Annotated in this window: 14 protein-coding genes; 11 read left to right on the top strand and 3 right to left on the bottom strand. The window is 58.3% G+C overall.

Annotation, left to right across the window (positions count from 1 at the left end):
• Positions 1-91: 91 nt before the first annotated feature.
• Entirely contained in the window at positions 92-994 is a 903-nt protein-coding gene (locus AKL27_RS19415) for a LysR family transcriptional regulator (RefSeq protein ID WP_050464516.1), read from the bottom strand.
• Between the two features lie 151 nt (positions 995-1145).
• On the opposite strand from AKL27_RS19415, the gene AKL27_RS19410 reads away from it, so the two are divergent.
• Positions 1146-2186: a YeiH family protein gene (locus AKL27_RS19410; protein WP_157057017.1), complete on the top strand. Its 1041-nt coding sequence runs from the start codon at positions 1146-1148 to the stop codon at positions 2184-2186.
• 38 nt (positions 2187-2224) lie between these two features.
• Here AKL27_RS19410 and AKL27_RS19405 read toward each other — a convergent pair whose 3' ends face one another.
• A complete protein-coding gene (locus tag AKL27_RS19405) occupies positions 2225-2695 on the bottom strand; it encodes an SRPBCC family protein (protein ID WP_050464515.1) in 471 nt (156 codons plus the stop codon).
• Between the two features lie 135 nt (positions 2696-2830).
• Between AKL27_RS19405 and AKL27_RS19400 the strand changes: the two genes are divergently transcribed.
• The 9 genes from AKL27_RS19400 to AKL27_RS19365 all read left to right on the top strand — a co-directional run bounded on the left by AKL27_RS19400 (position 2831) and on the right by AKL27_RS19365 (position 11566).
• Positions 2831-4894 carry a UvrD-helicase domain-containing protein gene (locus tag AKL27_RS19400; RefSeq protein WP_050464514.1) on the top strand — a complete coding sequence of 688 codons (2064 nt, stop codon included), beginning with the start codon at positions 2831-2833 and terminating at the stop codon, positions 4892-4894.
• A 107-nt stretch (positions 4895-5001) separates the two neighbouring features.
• Positions 5002-5856: an alpha/beta hydrolase gene (locus AKL27_RS19395; RefSeq protein ID WP_050464513.1), complete on the top strand. Its 855-nt coding sequence runs from the start codon at positions 5002-5004 to the stop codon at positions 5854-5856.
• A gap of 52 nt (positions 5857-5908) precedes the next feature.
• On the top strand, positions 5909-6142 hold the full coding sequence (locus AKL27_RS27875; protein ID WP_157057016.1) for a hypothetical protein: 234 nt from the start codon (positions 5909-5911) through the stop codon (positions 6140-6142).
• Positions 6139-6939 carry a basic amino acid ABC transporter substrate-binding protein gene (locus tag AKL27_RS19390; protein WP_050464512.1) on the top strand — a complete coding sequence of 267 codons (801 nt, stop codon included), beginning with the start codon at positions 6139-6141 and terminating at the stop codon, positions 6937-6939. Before AKL27_RS27875 ends, AKL27_RS19390 begins: the two co-directional genes overlap by 4 nt.
• Before the next feature lie 150 nt (positions 6940-7089).
• Complete coding sequence (locus AKL27_RS19385; RefSeq protein ID WP_050464575.1) at positions 7090-7833, top strand: amino acid ABC transporter permease; 744 nt, start codon at positions 7090-7092, stop codon at positions 7831-7833.
• Complete coding sequence (locus AKL27_RS19380) at positions 7814-9082, top strand: TIGR03862 family flavoprotein (protein WP_050464511.1); 1269 nt, start codon at positions 7814-7816, stop codon at positions 9080-9082. Before AKL27_RS19385 ends, AKL27_RS19380 begins: the two co-directional genes overlap by 20 nt.
• Positions 9079-9288: a SlyX family protein gene (locus AKL27_RS19375; RefSeq protein ID WP_050464510.1), complete on the top strand. Its 210-nt coding sequence runs from the start codon at positions 9079-9081 to the stop codon at positions 9286-9288. Before AKL27_RS19380 ends, AKL27_RS19375 begins: the two co-directional genes overlap by 4 nt.
• Before the next feature lie 103 nt (positions 9289-9391).
• The gene (gene dinB / locus AKL27_RS19370) at positions 9392-10549 is read left to right on the top strand and encodes a DNA polymerase IV (RefSeq protein WP_050464509.1); all 1158 of its coding nucleotides are present in this window, start codon (positions 9392-9394) and stop codon (positions 10547-10549) included.
• 90 nt (positions 10550-10639) lie between these two features.
• On the top strand, positions 10640-11566 hold the full coding sequence (locus tag AKL27_RS19365) for a recombination-associated protein RdgC (protein ID WP_050464508.1): 927 nt from the start codon (positions 10640-10642) through the stop codon (positions 11564-11566).
• Between the two features lie 24 nt (positions 11567-11590).
• On the opposite strand, the gene AKL27_RS19360 is transcribed toward AKL27_RS19365, so the two are convergent.
• Positions 11591-12250: a TetR/AcrR family transcriptional regulator gene (locus AKL27_RS19360; protein WP_050464574.1), complete on the bottom strand. Its 660-nt coding sequence runs from the start codon at positions 12248-12250 to the stop codon at positions 11591-11593.
• A 280-nt stretch (positions 12251-12530) separates the two neighbouring features.
• Here AKL27_RS19360 and fusA point away from each other — a divergent pair, with 280 nt between their 5' ends.
• Positions 12531-14639, top strand: a complete 2109-nt coding sequence (fusA, locus tag AKL27_RS19355) for an elongation factor G (RefSeq protein ID WP_050464507.1) — start codon at positions 12531-12533, stop codon at positions 14637-14639.
• Positions 14640-14809 lie beyond the last annotated feature (170 nt).

Below are 14809 nucleotides of genomic sequence, written 5' to 3'. Positions count from 1 at the left end.
GCAGTCTCGGATCGGAGCGCTGTTCCGATGGCCGCAAGCAGCTACCTGAACGCAGATGGACTCATGACGACGACAAGAATTCCCGCCGCCCTCAGACAGCTCCGCCGGCACCCCAGCTGCGACAGAATTCGAGCAAGGCTTGCAACCGCGCCGACAGTACCCGGTGCCGGCTGACCACCAGATAGAAATGCCGGCGCAATACCGGCAACGGCGAATGCAATTCGACCAGCCGGCCCGATTCCAGCAAATCTGCCACCACCGCGCGCGACAGGCAACTGATGCCCAATCCTTCTGCGGTGGCGCGCTTGATCGCTTCCGAATTGCCGAATTCGCAGGCCGAGGGCAAATGATGCAGATACGGCAGCAAGGCATGCTCGACTGCCTCTCGCGTCCCCGATCCTGCTTCACGCAGCAACCAGTCGGCCCGGCCCAGCGCCTGCAATGTCGGCACCTGGCCGGCGGCCGCCAACGGATGTCCGGGCGCCGCCACCACGATCAGCTCATCGGTAATCCAGGGTTCGACTTCGACATCATCAGCATGGCACGGCCCTTCGATCAAACCGGCATCGACTTCGAAGTTGCTGACGGCGGCGACGATGTCGGCGGTATTGGCGACCAGCGCGCGAATCCGCAGTTGCGGATGCCGGCGACGATAAGCGGCCACCATCGCCGGCAACAGATAACTGCCAATCGTGGTGCTGGCGCCGATATGCAATTCGGCGCCGGCCTGATCCGGCTTCAGGAACTGTTGCTCAATCGTGTTGGCAGCATCCAGCATATGACGCGCCTGCGGCAGCAGCAGGCGGCCATTGTCATTGAGCAGCAGGCGTTTGCCGACGCGGTCAAACAGTTTCACCGCCAACAGGTGTTCCAGCTCATTCAATGCCGCACTGGCCGCCGATTGCGACAAGGCAATCATGTCCGCCGCAGCGGTGGTGCTGCCGGACTGCGCCACCGCCAGAAAAATCTGCAACTGCCGCAAGCTTATCTTCATGGTTTGCTCCCGCTAAAACTTCATCACATCCTGATCAACCTGTTTTTCAGGTAGATATCATCAAAATAACGCGTTTTTCTTTTATAGCGGAGGATATTACAGTTAAAGCATCCTCACCAGACGCTAAAACATCATGATGTCGTTCGCTCCAATGTTCAGATCAATACACAAACCACTGACCGGATTGCTGCCCGGTCTGGTGCTCAGTGCCGGCATGGCGCTGGCAGCGATGGCGCTGGGCCGGATTGACTGGATGCAGGCACATGGCCTGAGTGCACTGACCGTCGCCATCATGCTGGGCATGTTGCTCGGCAACACCGTACTGGCGCGCCTGCCGGCCAGTTGCGATGCCGGCGTGCGCTTTTCCAGGCAAAACCTGTTGCGTCTGGGCATCGTGTTGTATGGCTTGCGGCTGACGTTTCAGGACATCGCCCAGGTCGGCGTGCGCGGCGTGTTGATTGACGCGGTGATGCTGACCTCGACCTTCGCCATGGCGTATCTGATCGGCGTCAAACTGTTCAAGCTGGAACGCAATGCGGTGTTGCTGATCGGTGCCGGCAGTTCGATCTGCGGCGCTGCCGCGGTAATGGCTACCGAGCCGGTGCTGCGGGCGCGCAGCGAACAGGTGACGGTGGCGGTGTCGACCGTGGTGGTGTTCGGTTCGCTGGCGATGTTCCTGTATCCGATGCTGCATCAGTGGAGCCAGCAATTGCCATGGTGGCATCAGCAGGCGCCTGATTTCGGCATCTATATCGGTTCTACCGTGCATGAAGTGGCGCAGGTATTGGCGGCGGCCCGTTCGATTGATGAAAGCACGGCCAACACAGCCGTGATTGCGAAGATGGTGCGGGTCATGATGCTGGCGCCGTTCCTGCTGATTTTGTCGGCCTTCATGCGGCGCAGCGCCGGCAAAGTCGCCGCCGGCGGCAAGGATAAGCTGGGCGTGCCCTGGTTTGCGTTCGCCTTCATCGGCGTGGTCGCACTGCACTCGATTGCACCGTTGCCGGCAGCCGTGAATGCTTTCCTGCTCGATGTCGATACCTTGTTGCTGGCGATGGCGATGGCCGCACTCGGCCTGACCACCCAGGCGTCGGCGGTGCGGCGTGCCGGCATGCGGCCACTGCTGTTGGGCGGTTTGCTGTTCGGCTGGCTGATCGTCGGCGGCGCCGTCATCAATCGGGCGCTGACCTGACAAGTGCCAGGCAGCAGCCAGACAGCGGCCGGGCAGGTTTACTTCAATTGCCCGGTCGCAATCAGTTCGCGAATGATCTTGATGGTATCGATGTCCGCTTCTTCATAGGCCGAGCGGCGAAACTCGTTGTAAAACGCGTCTTCGCCGCTGACCACTTCAGGCGTGCCATCGTCGTATTCAAAGCGCACGAACAATTGCTCTTCCGCCGGCACTTCGATGGTCATGCTCATGCTCGATTGCGGAATCTCGCCCTGCGCCGGCACCTGATAATGCACCTGAATCTGCGGCAGATAAGTCACCGTGTCGCGAATCCGCAACTCGCCATAACGCAACATCCGTTGCACTGAATCAATCTTCTTGTCAGACAGTTCACACTGATCAAGATGCGACATGAACAACATCGGAGCTTCGGCCCGCAATACCAGGCCGCGCCATAGCAGATCGCGGCCGATTGGCTCGATCAGGGGATTGAGCGGATCGTTGATTTGAATCAGGTGATTGAATTTCATGGTGGCGCAAAGATTAAGGGACCGCCGCAATTGTCCCACACTGCGGCCTGTTACAATGGCCCGCTTGTTTTGTCCGGTATTTCAGTCCGGCATCCCAGCCCTGTCTTTCAACCCTGATTCCACTCCGGCCATCGCATGTCTGCAAGTCCCTCATTTGGTCTGAACGCGCCCCAAAGCGAAGCCGTCAAGTACATGGAAGGTCCGTGCCTGGTGCTGGCCGGCGCCGGTTCCGGCAAGACGCGCGTGATTACGCAAAAGATCGCGCATCTGATCGAGACGTGCGGCTATGAGCCACGCCATATCGCGGCCCTGACCTTTACCAACAAGGCGGCCCTGGAAATGCAGGAACGTATCGCCAAGTTGCTCAAAGAACCGAAGCAGGCCAAGCATCTGACGGTATCCACCTTCCATTCGCTGGGAGTCAAGATCTTGCGTCAGGAAGCCAGGTATCTGGGTCTGAAAGATCGCTTCTCGATCATGGACAGCGATGATTGCTTTTCACTGGTGCAAGACCTCGCCACCACCACCGACAAGCAATTGATCCGGCGCATTCAGAACGACATGTCGTTGTGGAAAAACGGCCTGGTCACTCCCGAACTTGCACTCAAGAATGCGGTTGACGAAGATGAAGCGCAAGCCGCGCGGATTTACGCCAGCTATGTCGCCACGCTGTCGGCCTATCAGGCGGTCGACTTCGACGACCTGATCCGTTTACCGGTAGAACTGTTCCGCAACAATGAAGAAGTGCGCGACCGCTGGCAGCGCAAGCTGCGCTATTTGCTGGTCGATGAATATCAGGACACCAATACCTGCCAGTATGAATTGGTCAAATTGCTGGTGTCGGGGATTGGCAAGAAACCGATGTTTACGGCGGTGGGTGACGATGACCAGGCGATTTACGCATGGCGCGGCGCCACCATCGAAAACCTGAAAACGCTGCAAGTCGATTTTCCGAATCTGCATCTGATCAAGCTGGAACAGAATTACCGTTCCAGCACCCGTATCCTGCAAGCCGCCAACTCGGTGATTTCGAACAATCCGAAACTGTTCGACAAGGCACTGTGGTCGGAGCATGGCCTTGGCGATCCGATCAAGGTGATGGGTATGGACGACGACGAAGCCGAAGCCGAACAGGTCGCCATTCTGCTGTCGGCACACCGTTTCGAACGCCACGCCAAATTTTCCGATTATGCAATTCTGTATCGCGGCAATCATCAGAGCCGCATCATCGAAAAAGCCTTGCGCCGCGAACGCATTCCTTATGTGATGTCGGGCGGCCAGAGTTATTTCGATCGCGCCGAAATCAAGGACATCATCAGCTACCTGCGCCTGATCGCCAATCAGGAGGACGACCCGGCATTCATTCGCGCCGTCACCACGCCACGCCGCGGCATCGGCCAATCGACACTGGAAGTGCTGGGCACGGTCGCCGGACAATGGCAATGTTCGCTGTTCGAAGCCGTGTACAAAGGCGGTATCGAAGACAAGCTGGCCGACCGCCAGTTGACCCCGCTGCGGCAGTTCTGCGACTTCATCAACCGCCTTGAATCGCGCGCCAGCCGCCCCGGGCCGTCCGGCAGCGGCGAACATGCAGCCGAGGTGCTGGACGATCTGATGGCCGCCATCAATTACGAAGCCTATGTCTATGACACCTTCGACGAGCGGCAGGCGCAAAGCAAATGGCAGAACGTGCTGGACTTCACCGGCTGGCTCAAGGAACGCGGTTGCGGCGGCAAGGATGGTTCCGGCGATGAAAAGAATGTGCTGGAACTGACTCAGATGGTGGCCTTGATGACCATGCTCGAAGGCAAGGATGAAGAGCCGGATGCGGTGCGCATGTCGACCCTGCACGCCTCCAAGGGACTGGAGTTTCCGCACGTGTTTCTGATCGGCGTCGAAGAAGGCATCTTGCCGCACAAAGGGGATCCCGATGCCCCGGCCGAAACCATGGGCGCGCGTATCGAAGAAGAACGCCGGCTGATGTATGTCGGCATCACGCGCGCACAACGCAGCCTGCAAATCACCTGGTGCAAACGCCGCAAGCGGGCGCGTGAATATGTGCAATGCGACATGTCGCGCTTCATCAAGGAAATGCGTCTGGATGAAGGCGACGCGGTGCCGACCGAAGCCGAAACCATTACGCCGCAAAACCGGCTGGCCAATCTGAAAGCCTTGCTGGCCAAACCGAAAACCGCGTAAGCGCGCTGCCGCCGGCATGAATTCTCCATGCCCGTTATACTTGCGCTCCGGAAATTTCCCATGGAAATGATCCGGAATCAGCATTCAAATAACATCTAGGAGAAATCATGCATCGCATCAGCAAGCACCTGTCCGTGCTGTTCCTGTGGCTGTGCTGCGCCATCGGCGCACACGCAGGCAGCATCACCAATGTCGAATTCCAGTCACCGGCGCTGGGCCGCAGCTGGAATTACAACGTCTATCTGCCGACCGGCTACGAGACATCCCAATTGCGCTATCCGGTGTTGTACCTGTTGCATGGCAATGACGGCCATCGCAATGACTGGGTGGTCAAGGGCCGCATTCAGGCGACTGCCGATGCCTTGATCGCGTCCGGCGACATTCCGCCGGCCATCATCATCATGCCGGATGCCGGCACCACCTGGTTTGTCGATCTCAAGGAAAAGATGGAAACCGCCTTCATCTCGGATCTGATCCCGCAGGTGCAAAAGCGCTTCCGCACGCTGACTGGTCGCGATGGTCGTCTGGTTGGCGGCTTGTCGATGGGTGGCTATGGCGCCCTGCGTTTTGCGCTCAAGTATCCGGAAAAATTCCAGGCAGCGGCGCTGCTGAGCCCGGCGATCTACAACCCGGAACCGCCGGTCACGTCCTCGGCGCGTTTCGTCAAGGTGTTCGGTGCGCCTGACTACGATGCCGCAGTATGGAAAGCCCATAACTATCCGGCACTGTGGGATGCGTTCCTGAAGAAAGACATCAAGGTACCGATGTACATCAACTCCGGCGACGATGACGACTTCAACATCGAAAGCGAAGCCACCCAGTTTTATGAACTGTTGCGCAAGAACAAGCAACCTGCCGAATTGCGTATCGTCAACGGTGCGCATGCCTGGCCAGTGTGGGAATCCACCATCGGTGATGCCCTCAAGTACATCTTCCAGACCGTACGCCGTCCCGAGCAATAATCGCTCACCGGCGCTGCCTGCAACGGGCAGCGCCGCCGGCATCTGATTTTGCATGATTGCCGTCGGGCAGCATTTCAGCCATCGCCCGGCGTCTGAATACAACATTTCCCCCACATACAGCGTGCTTATTTCGCAAGCAATTGCGGCAAGCGTTTACAATCACGCCTGCGCCAACCCGGCTGCCGCGCACTGGCTGCAACCCGCCACGGCATTGCAGCAAGCAACCTCAGCAACACTGAACCGGAACCGGGTGTGGCTATTTTATTTTTCAGAAAGATGGCAATGAATCAATTTTTCAAGCGATACACCCCGATGGCGGCCTTGCTGATCGGCTTATTGAGTTTGTCGGCGTGCGGCAAGAAAGAAGCGGCTGCCGACGCCACCCCGGCCAAACCATCGGTTTATCTGGTTGGCGTGGAATCGGCCTATGCGCCGTTTTCTTCGGAGAATGAACAAAAAGACGTGGTCGGTTTCGACATCGACGTCATGAAAGCACTGGCCCAAAAAATCGGCATCGAAGTCAAATTCATCCCGACCCCGTTCGAAGGCTTCTTCAACTTCCTCGCCCAGGGCGACCGTGATCTGCTGATTTCCGCCATCACGATTACTGACGAGCGCAAGCAGACAGTCGATTTTTCTGCGCCTTATTTTGAAGCGACACAACTGATCGCCGTCGCCGGCAGCGATACCAAAGTTCAGAAGTTCGACGATCTCAAGCCCCTGAAAGTCGGCGTCCAGAGCGCCACTTCCGGCGATGAGATCGTGCAGCAACTGCTGGGCAAGAACAATCCCAACATCAAGCGCCTCGACTCCACGCCGCTGGCGCTGAAGGAACTCGAAGGCGGCGGCGTTGATGCCGTGGTGGCCGATGATGCAGTGGTCCGCAATTACATTACCAACAACCCTTCCAGCAAGCTGCGCACCGTCGCCGATGCCGGTTTCCCGAAAGAGTATTACGGCATTGCCGTGCGCAAGGGCAATACCGAGTTGCTGAACAAGATCAACAAGGGTCTGGCCGACATGAAGGCCGACGGCAGCTTTGCCAAGATCAGCGAACAGTACTTCGGCAGCGACAAGAAGTAATTTCCGCCGGGCCGCCGGCATCCGGGCCAGCGTTACGGCGCGGACGGCGGCAGGCAGCGCTACGGTATAATTCCGGCGCATCGCTGATGGATTCGAATGCGCAGGCGCACCCGCCTGCGCATTTTCACTTTCAACTACCTTTCTTTCAACATGGATTTCCGCTGGAGCATCATAGAAGGCTACGCGCCGCTGTTCGTCAAAGGCTTTTTCATGACGCTGCGGGTGGCCGTGATCAGTATCGTCATCGGCACGATACTGGGCCTGCTTCTGGGCATGTTGCGGCTGGCCGAGGTCAAGCACGGGCCATGGAAATATCCTTTGAAGCTGTGCCGCTGGCTGACCGCGTTTTACGTCGCCTTTTTTCGCGGTACGCCGCTGTTCGTGCAAATCCTGCTGATCCACTTTGCAGTCATGCCGGTCCTGATCCATCAGGACGGCGGCTTGCTGATTTCCGGTGAACTGGCGCGCTCGATCAAGCAAGACTACGGCGCCTTCATCTCCGGTATCGTGGCGCTGTCACTCAATGCCGGCGCCTACATTTCGGAAATCTTCCGCGCCGGCATCCAGTCGATTGATCGCGGTCAGACTTACGCCGCGTCCAGTCTCGGCATGGGTTACCGGCTGACTATGCGCTATGTGGTGTTGCCGCAAGCGTTTCGCCGCATGCTGCCGCCGCTCGGTAATGAAGCCATCACCCTGCTCAAGGATTCCTCGCTGGTCTCCACCATCGGTCTGGCCGAACTGGCCTATGCCGCGCGCACCGTGGCCGGCAGTTATTCGCGCTACTGGGAACCGTATATCACGATTTCCGTGGTGTATTTTTCAATGACCATTTGCCTGGCGTTGCTGGTCAGCAAGCTGGAAAAGAAATACAGTGCCCCGCACCGCCACTGATCCGGCGTCGCCGGTCGCCCGGCCACCACAGGTGGCCATCATCGGCGGTGGTCCGACCGGTTTGATGGCGGCAGAAGTATTGTCGCAACAGGGCATCGCCGTCGATCTGTACGACGCCATGCCATCAGTCGGCCGCAAATTTCTGCTGGCCGGCAAAGGCGGCATGAACATCACGCATGCCGAAGCCAGCGAACAATTCCGCACACGCTACGGCCAACGCCAGCAAGACATTTCCAGACTGCTGGACGGCTTTGATGCCGATGCCTTGCGTGCCTGGATCCATGAACTCGGCATCGCCACCTTCGTCGGTTCCTCAGGACGCGTGTTCCCGACCGACATGAAAGCCGCGCCGCTGTTGCGCGCCTGGCTGCATCGCTTGCGCGAAGCCGGGGTACGCTTTCATATGCGGCATCGATGGTGCGGCTGGAATGCGGACGGCGCCGTGCAATTCGACACCCCGGATGGTCCTGTCATCCGCCAACCGCAAGCCTTGCTACTGGCGCTCGGTGGCGGCAGCTGGGCGCGGCTCGGTTCCGATGGCCGCTGGACCGCATTGCTGGCGGCACACGGCATTCCGATTGCGCCGCTGCGTCCCGCCAATTGCGGTTTTACCTTGCCGTGGAGCGAACACTTCAGCAGCCGGTTCGCCGGCCAACCGCTGAAATCGATCAGTGCCCACACCGCCGGCGGTGCCGCACGTCGCGGCGAATTCGTCATCACCGCCGGCGGCATTGAAGGCAGTCTGATTTATGCCTTGTCAGCGCCACTGCGCGATGCCATTGAAGCCGACGGCAAAGCCGTGCTCTATCTCGATCTGCTACCCGACTGGAGTCTGGACCGGGTACAACAGGAACTGTCGCATCCACGCGGTTCGCGCTCGATGTCCAGTCATCTGCAAAGCCGGCTCAAACTGGCCGGCGTCAAAGCCGGCCTGCTACGGGAATGCACCGACGCCGCCACCTTCGGCGACAACGCTGCCCTGGCGCGCGCCATCAAGGCCTTGCCGTTGACGCTGAGCGCCGTGCGCCCCATCGACGAAGCCATCAGCAGCGCCGGTGGCGTACCGTTCGAAGCACTGACGCATGATCTGATGCTGCACCAATTGCCCGGCGTATTTTGCGCCGGCGAAATGCTGGACTGGGAAGCCCCTACCGGCGGCTATCTGCTGACAGCCTGCTTCGCCAGCGGACGCGCCGCTGCCGGCGGCGTGTCGCAATGGCTGGCAACCAACAAGGAATCCGCATCATGAGTATGGAAGAACGTCTGATCGACATCGAAGTGAAACTGACGCGCCAGGAAGACACGGTCGAGACCCTGAACCAGACCGTCTACCGCCAGCAAAAGAAAATCGATGAACTGGAAGGTTTGCTGCTGGCGCTGGCGCGCCGTCTCAAGGAAGGCGACGGCAGCAGCGCCGAACGCAATATCGAAAATGAAAGACCGCCGCATTATTGAGACGTGCGGCACGGTCAATGGCTGAAATGGCGTGGTTTTATCACTGTGTTTTCATACAGTGGTGGTATGCTACAGCCTCATCAACATTCCACGACTTGACTTCATGCTTTCGCCGGTCCGCCGCATCGCCCATCTGGACATGGATGCGTTTTATGCTTCAGTTGAATTGCTGCGCTATCCCGAATTGCGCGGGTATCCCGTAGTGGTCGGCGGCGGCAGCAAACATCATCCTGAAGTGCAAGCCGACGGCAGCTTGCGTTATTTCAAGCTACGCGATTATGTCGGCCGCGGCGTCGTCACTACCTCCACCTACGAAGCGCGCGCGCTCGGTGTCTTTTCCGGCATGGGCATGATGAAGGCAGCCAGGCTGAGTCCCGATGCGATTCTGCTGCCCACCGATTTCGATGCCTATCGCCGTCATTCGCGCCTGTTCAAAAATGCTGTCGCCGAACTCGCACCGCTGATTGAAGATCGCGGTATCGATGAAATCTACATTGACCTCAGCGACATCGATGACGACATCCGCACGCTGGCGCAACGCATCAAGGACGCCGTCAACGCTGCCACCGGCCTGACCTGTTCCATCGGCATCGCGCCCAACAAGTTGCTGGCCAAAATCTGTTCCGAGCTCGACAAGCCGAATGGCATCACCTTGCTGACGCGGGACGATATCGCCACCCGCATCTGGCCTTTGTCCGTCAAGAAAATCAATGGCATCGGCCCCAAGGCAGTCGAGAAGCTGGCAGTGATGGGCCTGCATTCGATAGCCGATCTGGCCAAGGCCGATCCGGCGCTGTTGCAGGAAAATTTCGGCCGTACCTACAGCGAATGGTTGTTGCGTGCCGCCAATGGTGAAGACAACCGGCCGGTGGTCACCAGTTCCGAACCGAAATCGATCAGCCGCGAATCAACCTTCGAACGTGATTTGCACGCCAAGAGTGATCGCAATGAACTGACCGATATTTTTACCAGCCTGTGTACCCGCCTGGCCGGCGACTTGCAGCGCAAGGGTTATCTCGGCGCTACCGTCGGCATCAAGTTGCGCTTCGCCGATTTCCGGACCGTGACACGCGATCTGACACTGACCGCCGCCACCGATGATGCCGCCGTGATACGACGTGCCGCCGGCGAATGCCTGCGCCGCATCACGCTTGACCGGCGCTTGCGTTTGCTCGGTGTGCGCGCGAGTGCACTCTCCAAAAAAGAGCCGGCAACAGATCGTCCGGCATTGATGCAGGGCGATCTGTTTCAAAATGATTGATCTGTTCCCGCCTAAACATTTCCCATCCACTGCCATTCTTAACAGTGCTTGCCGCTGCGTGTAGAATGCTCCCTTTTGCCCCCGACTGCCATGTGGTTCAAGAACCTTCAGATTTACCGTCTCCCCGCACCGTGGGCCATCACTGCCGATCAACTCGAAGAGCACCTCGCATCGCAAGCATTCGCGCCCTGCTCCAGTCTGGACATGCAAACCCAAGGCTGGATTTCGCCACGCGGCAATGAACGCCTGGTGCACACCGTCAACCGCCAATTCCTGTTGCAACTGAGCACCGAGAAAAAACTGTTGCCCGCCACCGTGATCAATCAGGTCACCAAGGCGCGTGCCGTGGAAATGGAAGAGCAACAAGGCTTCCCGCCCGGACGCAAGCAAACCAAGGAATTGAAGGAACAGGTCACGGATGAATTGCTGCCGCGCGCGTTCAGCATCGTGCGCAGCACCTGGACCTGGATCGATCCGGTCAATGGCTGGCTGATTGTCGATGCCGGCAGTCCGGGCAAGGCCGAAGAAGTCTTGAAGCTGTTGCTCAAGGCCATTCCGAAATTCCCTCTGGAAACACTGCGCACCGTGCGCTCGCCACTGGCTTCGATGACTGACTGGCTGGCCGCCGATGAAGCACCGAGCGGCTTTACTGTCGATCAGGATACCGAATTGCGCGCCACCGGCGAAAGCAAGGCCACCGTGCGTTATGTGCGCCATACATTGGAGCCGGAAGATGTCCGCCGCCATATCGAATCCGGCAAGCAATGCACGCGGCTGGCGATGACATGGAATGACAAGATTTCCTTCGTACTGACGGAAAACCTGTCGATCAAGCGCATCTCGCCACTCGATGTATTGAAGGAAGATTCGGACGTCACCTCCAAGAACGATGACGAGCGTTTCGACGGCGACTTCATGCTGATGACCGGTGAAGTCAGCAAGCTGCTGGCCGACCTGATTGAAGCGCTCGGCGGCCAGTTGAAGGAAAACGACGGCAGCACCGCGCTGGCAGCCTGATCGCCGGCACCCGCCGGCATCGCATCAAGCCTTGCTCTGCGAATCAGGAAAAGTTGTGGTTTCCCGATTCGCAGACGCCGGCCGCATCTCCGCATCCAGCACTTGCATCGCATAGTCGATGATCTTGTACATGCGTTCGCTCGACACGCCATCGCGTGAACCGAGTGACAAACCATGCAACACCCCGATATAAAAATCACTCAAGCCTTTGATATCAGCGTCCGCGCGCAATTCGTTTTGCTCTTGCGCCTGCGCCAGTCTCTTTTCCAGCTCGGTCCGTTTCTTTTGCCGCCGGATCGTCAGCTCATCGCTGTGCGCCAGATTTTCCGGTGCGCAATTGATGGCTGACATGACCACCATGCAACCTTTGCCATTGGCCGGATCGTCAAACATGGCGACACTGGCGCGCAGCATATTGCTGAGGTCGGCCCGAATCCCCTGACCGCCCTTGAGCGCTGCCAGCGGCGCTGCACCGGCAGTGGCAGCGTAGCAATCCACCGCTTCTCTGAACAAGGCGTTCTTGTCGCCGAACGCGGCATACAGGCTCGGCGCCTTGACGCCGATGGCGGCCGTCAGGTCGGCCATGGTGGTGCCTTCATACCCTTTGTTCCAAAATACTTGCATGGCCACGTGTAATGCCTGCTCCCGGTCAAAACTGCGTGGCCGTCCTCTGGTCTGCATGATCGCTGCTCCTTGTGTTGTCACTTTGCTGCTGGAATGGGTTCAGTGTAGCTTAATTTAACTTGAGTTACAAAATTGTCTTGACAGTGAATTTGGCAAATCATTAATATGTAACACGCATTACATAATTAACCCCGGCAAGTCACTGCACATCTTGCCGACAAGACATACGATGGCGCACCACTTTCGGATACGGTGGCCGTCAGCGCGATTTCGCACCGGTGGTGCAAGTCCGGGCGTATGATTCTTGCAGCCGCATCTGCAGTGCATGAAAGGAAACGCCATGACACGCAAGACCAGAATCGAGCACTATCGGAACATCGGCATCAGCGCCCATATCGACGCTGGCAAAACCACGACGACCGAGCGCATCCTGTTCTATACCGGTGTCAATCACAAACTTGGCGAAGTCCATAACGGCGCTGCCACCATGGACTGGATGGAGCAGGAACAGGAACGCGGCATCACGATCACTTCGGCTGCCACCACTGCCTTCTGGAAAGGCATGGCCGGCGACTATCCGGAACACCGCATCAACATCATCGATACCCCGGGTCACGTCGACTTCACGATTGAAGTCGAGCGTTCCATGCGCGTGCTCGATGGCGCGGTCATGGTCTACGATGCCGTCGGCGGCGTTCAGCCGCAGTCGGAAACCGTGTGGCGTCAAGCCAATAAATACGGCGTGCCGCGCATGGCATTCGTCAACAAGATGGATCGCGTCGGCGCCGACTTCTTCCGCGTGCAACGACAAATCAGCGAACGCTTGAAAGGCAAGGCGGTGCCGGTGCAGATTCCGGTCGGCAGCGAAGATCATTTCCAGGGCGTGATCGATCTGGTCAAGATGAAGGCAATCATCTGGGATGAAGAAAGCCAGGGCGTATTGTTCGAGTACCGCGACATTCCGGCGGAGCTGCTGGCCAGCGCCACCGAATGGCGCGAGAAGATGATCGAACAGGCGGCCGAAGCCAGCGAAGAATTGCTCAACAAGTATCTGAACGGCACGCCGCTGACCGAGGCTGAGATCAAGCATGGCTTGCGCGTGCGCACCATCGCCAATGAAATCGTGCCGATGTTGTGCGGCAGTGCGTTCAAGAACAAGGGCGTGCAGTCGATGCTGGATGCCGTGATCGACTATCTGCCGTCGCCGGTTGATGTGCCGGCGATCAAAGGTCACGATGAACACGATCAGGAAATTGAGCGGCATCCATCCGATGACGAAAATTTCTCGGCGCTGGCCTTCAAGATCATGACCGACCCGTTCGTCGGCCAATTGATTTTCTTCCGCGTGTATTCGGGCGTCATCAGTTCCGGTGACACGGTTTACAACCCGCTCAAGGGCAAGAAGGAGCGGCTTGGCCGCATCCTCCAGATGCATGCCAATGAGCGCAAGGAAATCAAGGATGTGTATGCCGGCGATATCGCCGCGGCGGTCGGTCTCAAGGATGTCACCACGGGCGACACGCTGACGGATCCCGATCACGTCATCATTCTGGAACGCATGGTATTTCCGGAGCCGGTGATTTCGCAGGCAGTGGAACCGAAGACCAAGGTCGATCAGGAAAAGATGGGCATTGCGCTCAATCGTCTGGCGCAGGAAGATCCGTCCTTCCGCGTGCATACCGATGAAGAGTCGGGACAGACGATCATTTCCGGCATGGGCGAGCTGCATCTGGAAATTCTGGTGGATCGCATGCGGCGCGAGTTTCACGTTGAAGCAACCGTCGGCAAACCGCAGGTGGCCTATCGGGAAGCGATTCGCAAAACGGTGGAGGATGTCGAAGGCAAGTTCGTCAAACAATCCGGCGGACGCGGGCAGTTCGGTCATGTGGTGCTGAAGCTGGAGCCGTTGCCTTCCGGCAAAGGGTATGAATTCGTGGACGCCATCAAGGGCGGTGTCATTCCGCGCGAATTCATTCCGGCGGTCGACAAGGGTATTCAGGAAACACTGAAAACCGGGGTACTGGCTGGCTATCCGGTGGTGGACGTCAAGGTGACGCTGACCTTCGGCTCGTATCACGATGTCGACTCGAACGAAAATGCATTCCGGATTGCCGGCTCGATGGCGTTCAAGGAAGGCATGCGACGCGCTCAGCCGATTTTGCTGGAGCCAATGATGCAAGTTGAGGTGGAGACCCCGGAAGACTTCACCGGCAACGTCATGGGCGATCTGTCGTCACGGCGCGGCATGGTGCAGGGTATGGAAGATATTGCCGGCGGCGGTGGCAAGCTGGTCCGTGCCGAAGTACCGTTGGCGGAAATGTTTGGCTACTCGACGTCCTTGCGTTCTCTGACCCAGGGCCGGGCAACTTATACGATGGAGTTCAAGCACTACGCCGAAGCACCGCGTCAGGTGCTGGAGCAGCTTGGTAGTGCGAAGAGCAGCCGCTAGACTTGGAGAACTGCAAGAACTGATTGGAATACAAATGCCCGCGCAAGCGGGCATTTGTATTTTGGCAACGGCCACGAGGGGCTCGCCCACATTCTGCGGGCCGCCGATTCGCGAGTACGCGAATCCCTTCGAGACCCGCCGTGAGCTGCGCAGGCAGCTCACTCCGTTCC

The organism is Herbaspirillum autotrophicum, from assembly GCF_001189915.1.
GTDB lineage: Bacteria > Pseudomonadota > Gammaproteobacteria > Burkholderiales > Burkholderiaceae_D > Herbaspirillum > Herbaspirillum autotrophicum.
The sequence above is the reverse complement of the archived record's forward strand: the minus strand, read 5'-3'. Positions and strand labels throughout refer to the sequence as shown.

Excerpts from the sequence above, each read along its gene's own strand:
- AKL27_RS19410 (WP_157057017.1), top strand. The coding sequence starts at position 1,146 with ATGTTCAGATCAATACACAAACCACTGACCGGATTGCTGCCCGGTCTG.
- AKL27_RS19395 (WP_050464513.1), top strand. The coding sequence starts at position 5,002 with ATGCATCGCATCAGCAAGCACCTGTCCGTGCTGTTCCTGTGGCTGTGC.
- AKL27_RS27875 (WP_157057016.1), top strand. The coding sequence starts at position 5,909 with ATGATTGCCGTCGGGCAGCATTTCAGCCATCGCCCGGCGTCTGAATAC.
- fusA (WP_050464507.1), top strand. The coding sequence starts at position 12,531 with ATGACACGCAAGACCAGAATCGAGCACTATCGGAACATCGGCATCAGC.
- AKL27_RS19400 (WP_050464514.1), top strand. The coding sequence starts at position 2,831 with ATGTCTGCAAGTCCCTCATTTGGTCTGAACGCGCCCCAAAGCGAAGCC.
- AKL27_RS19390 (WP_050464512.1), top strand. The coding sequence starts at position 6,139 with ATGAATCAATTTTTCAAGCGATACACCCCGATGGCGGCCTTGCTGATC.
- dinB (WP_050464509.1), top strand. The coding sequence starts at position 9,392 with ATGCTTTCGCCGGTCCGCCGCATCGCCCATCTGGACATGGATGCGTTT.
- AKL27_RS19415 (WP_050464516.1), bottom strand. The coding sequence starts at position 994 with ATGAAGATAAGCTTGCGGCAGTTGCAGATTTTTCTGGCGGTGGCGCAG.
- AKL27_RS19365 (WP_050464508.1), top strand. The coding sequence starts at position 10,640 with ATGTGGTTCAAGAACCTTCAGATTTACCGTCTCCCCGCACCGTGGGCC.
- AKL27_RS19385 (WP_050464575.1), top strand. The coding sequence starts at position 7,090 with ATGGATTTCCGCTGGAGCATCATAGAAGGCTACGCGCCGCTGTTCGTC.
- AKL27_RS19375 (WP_050464510.1), top strand. The coding sequence starts at position 9,079 with ATGAGTATGGAAGAACGTCTGATCGACATCGAAGTGAAACTGACGCGC.
- AKL27_RS19405 (WP_050464515.1), bottom strand. The coding sequence starts at position 2,695 with ATGAAATTCAATCACCTGATTCAAATCAACGATCCGCTCAATCCCCTG.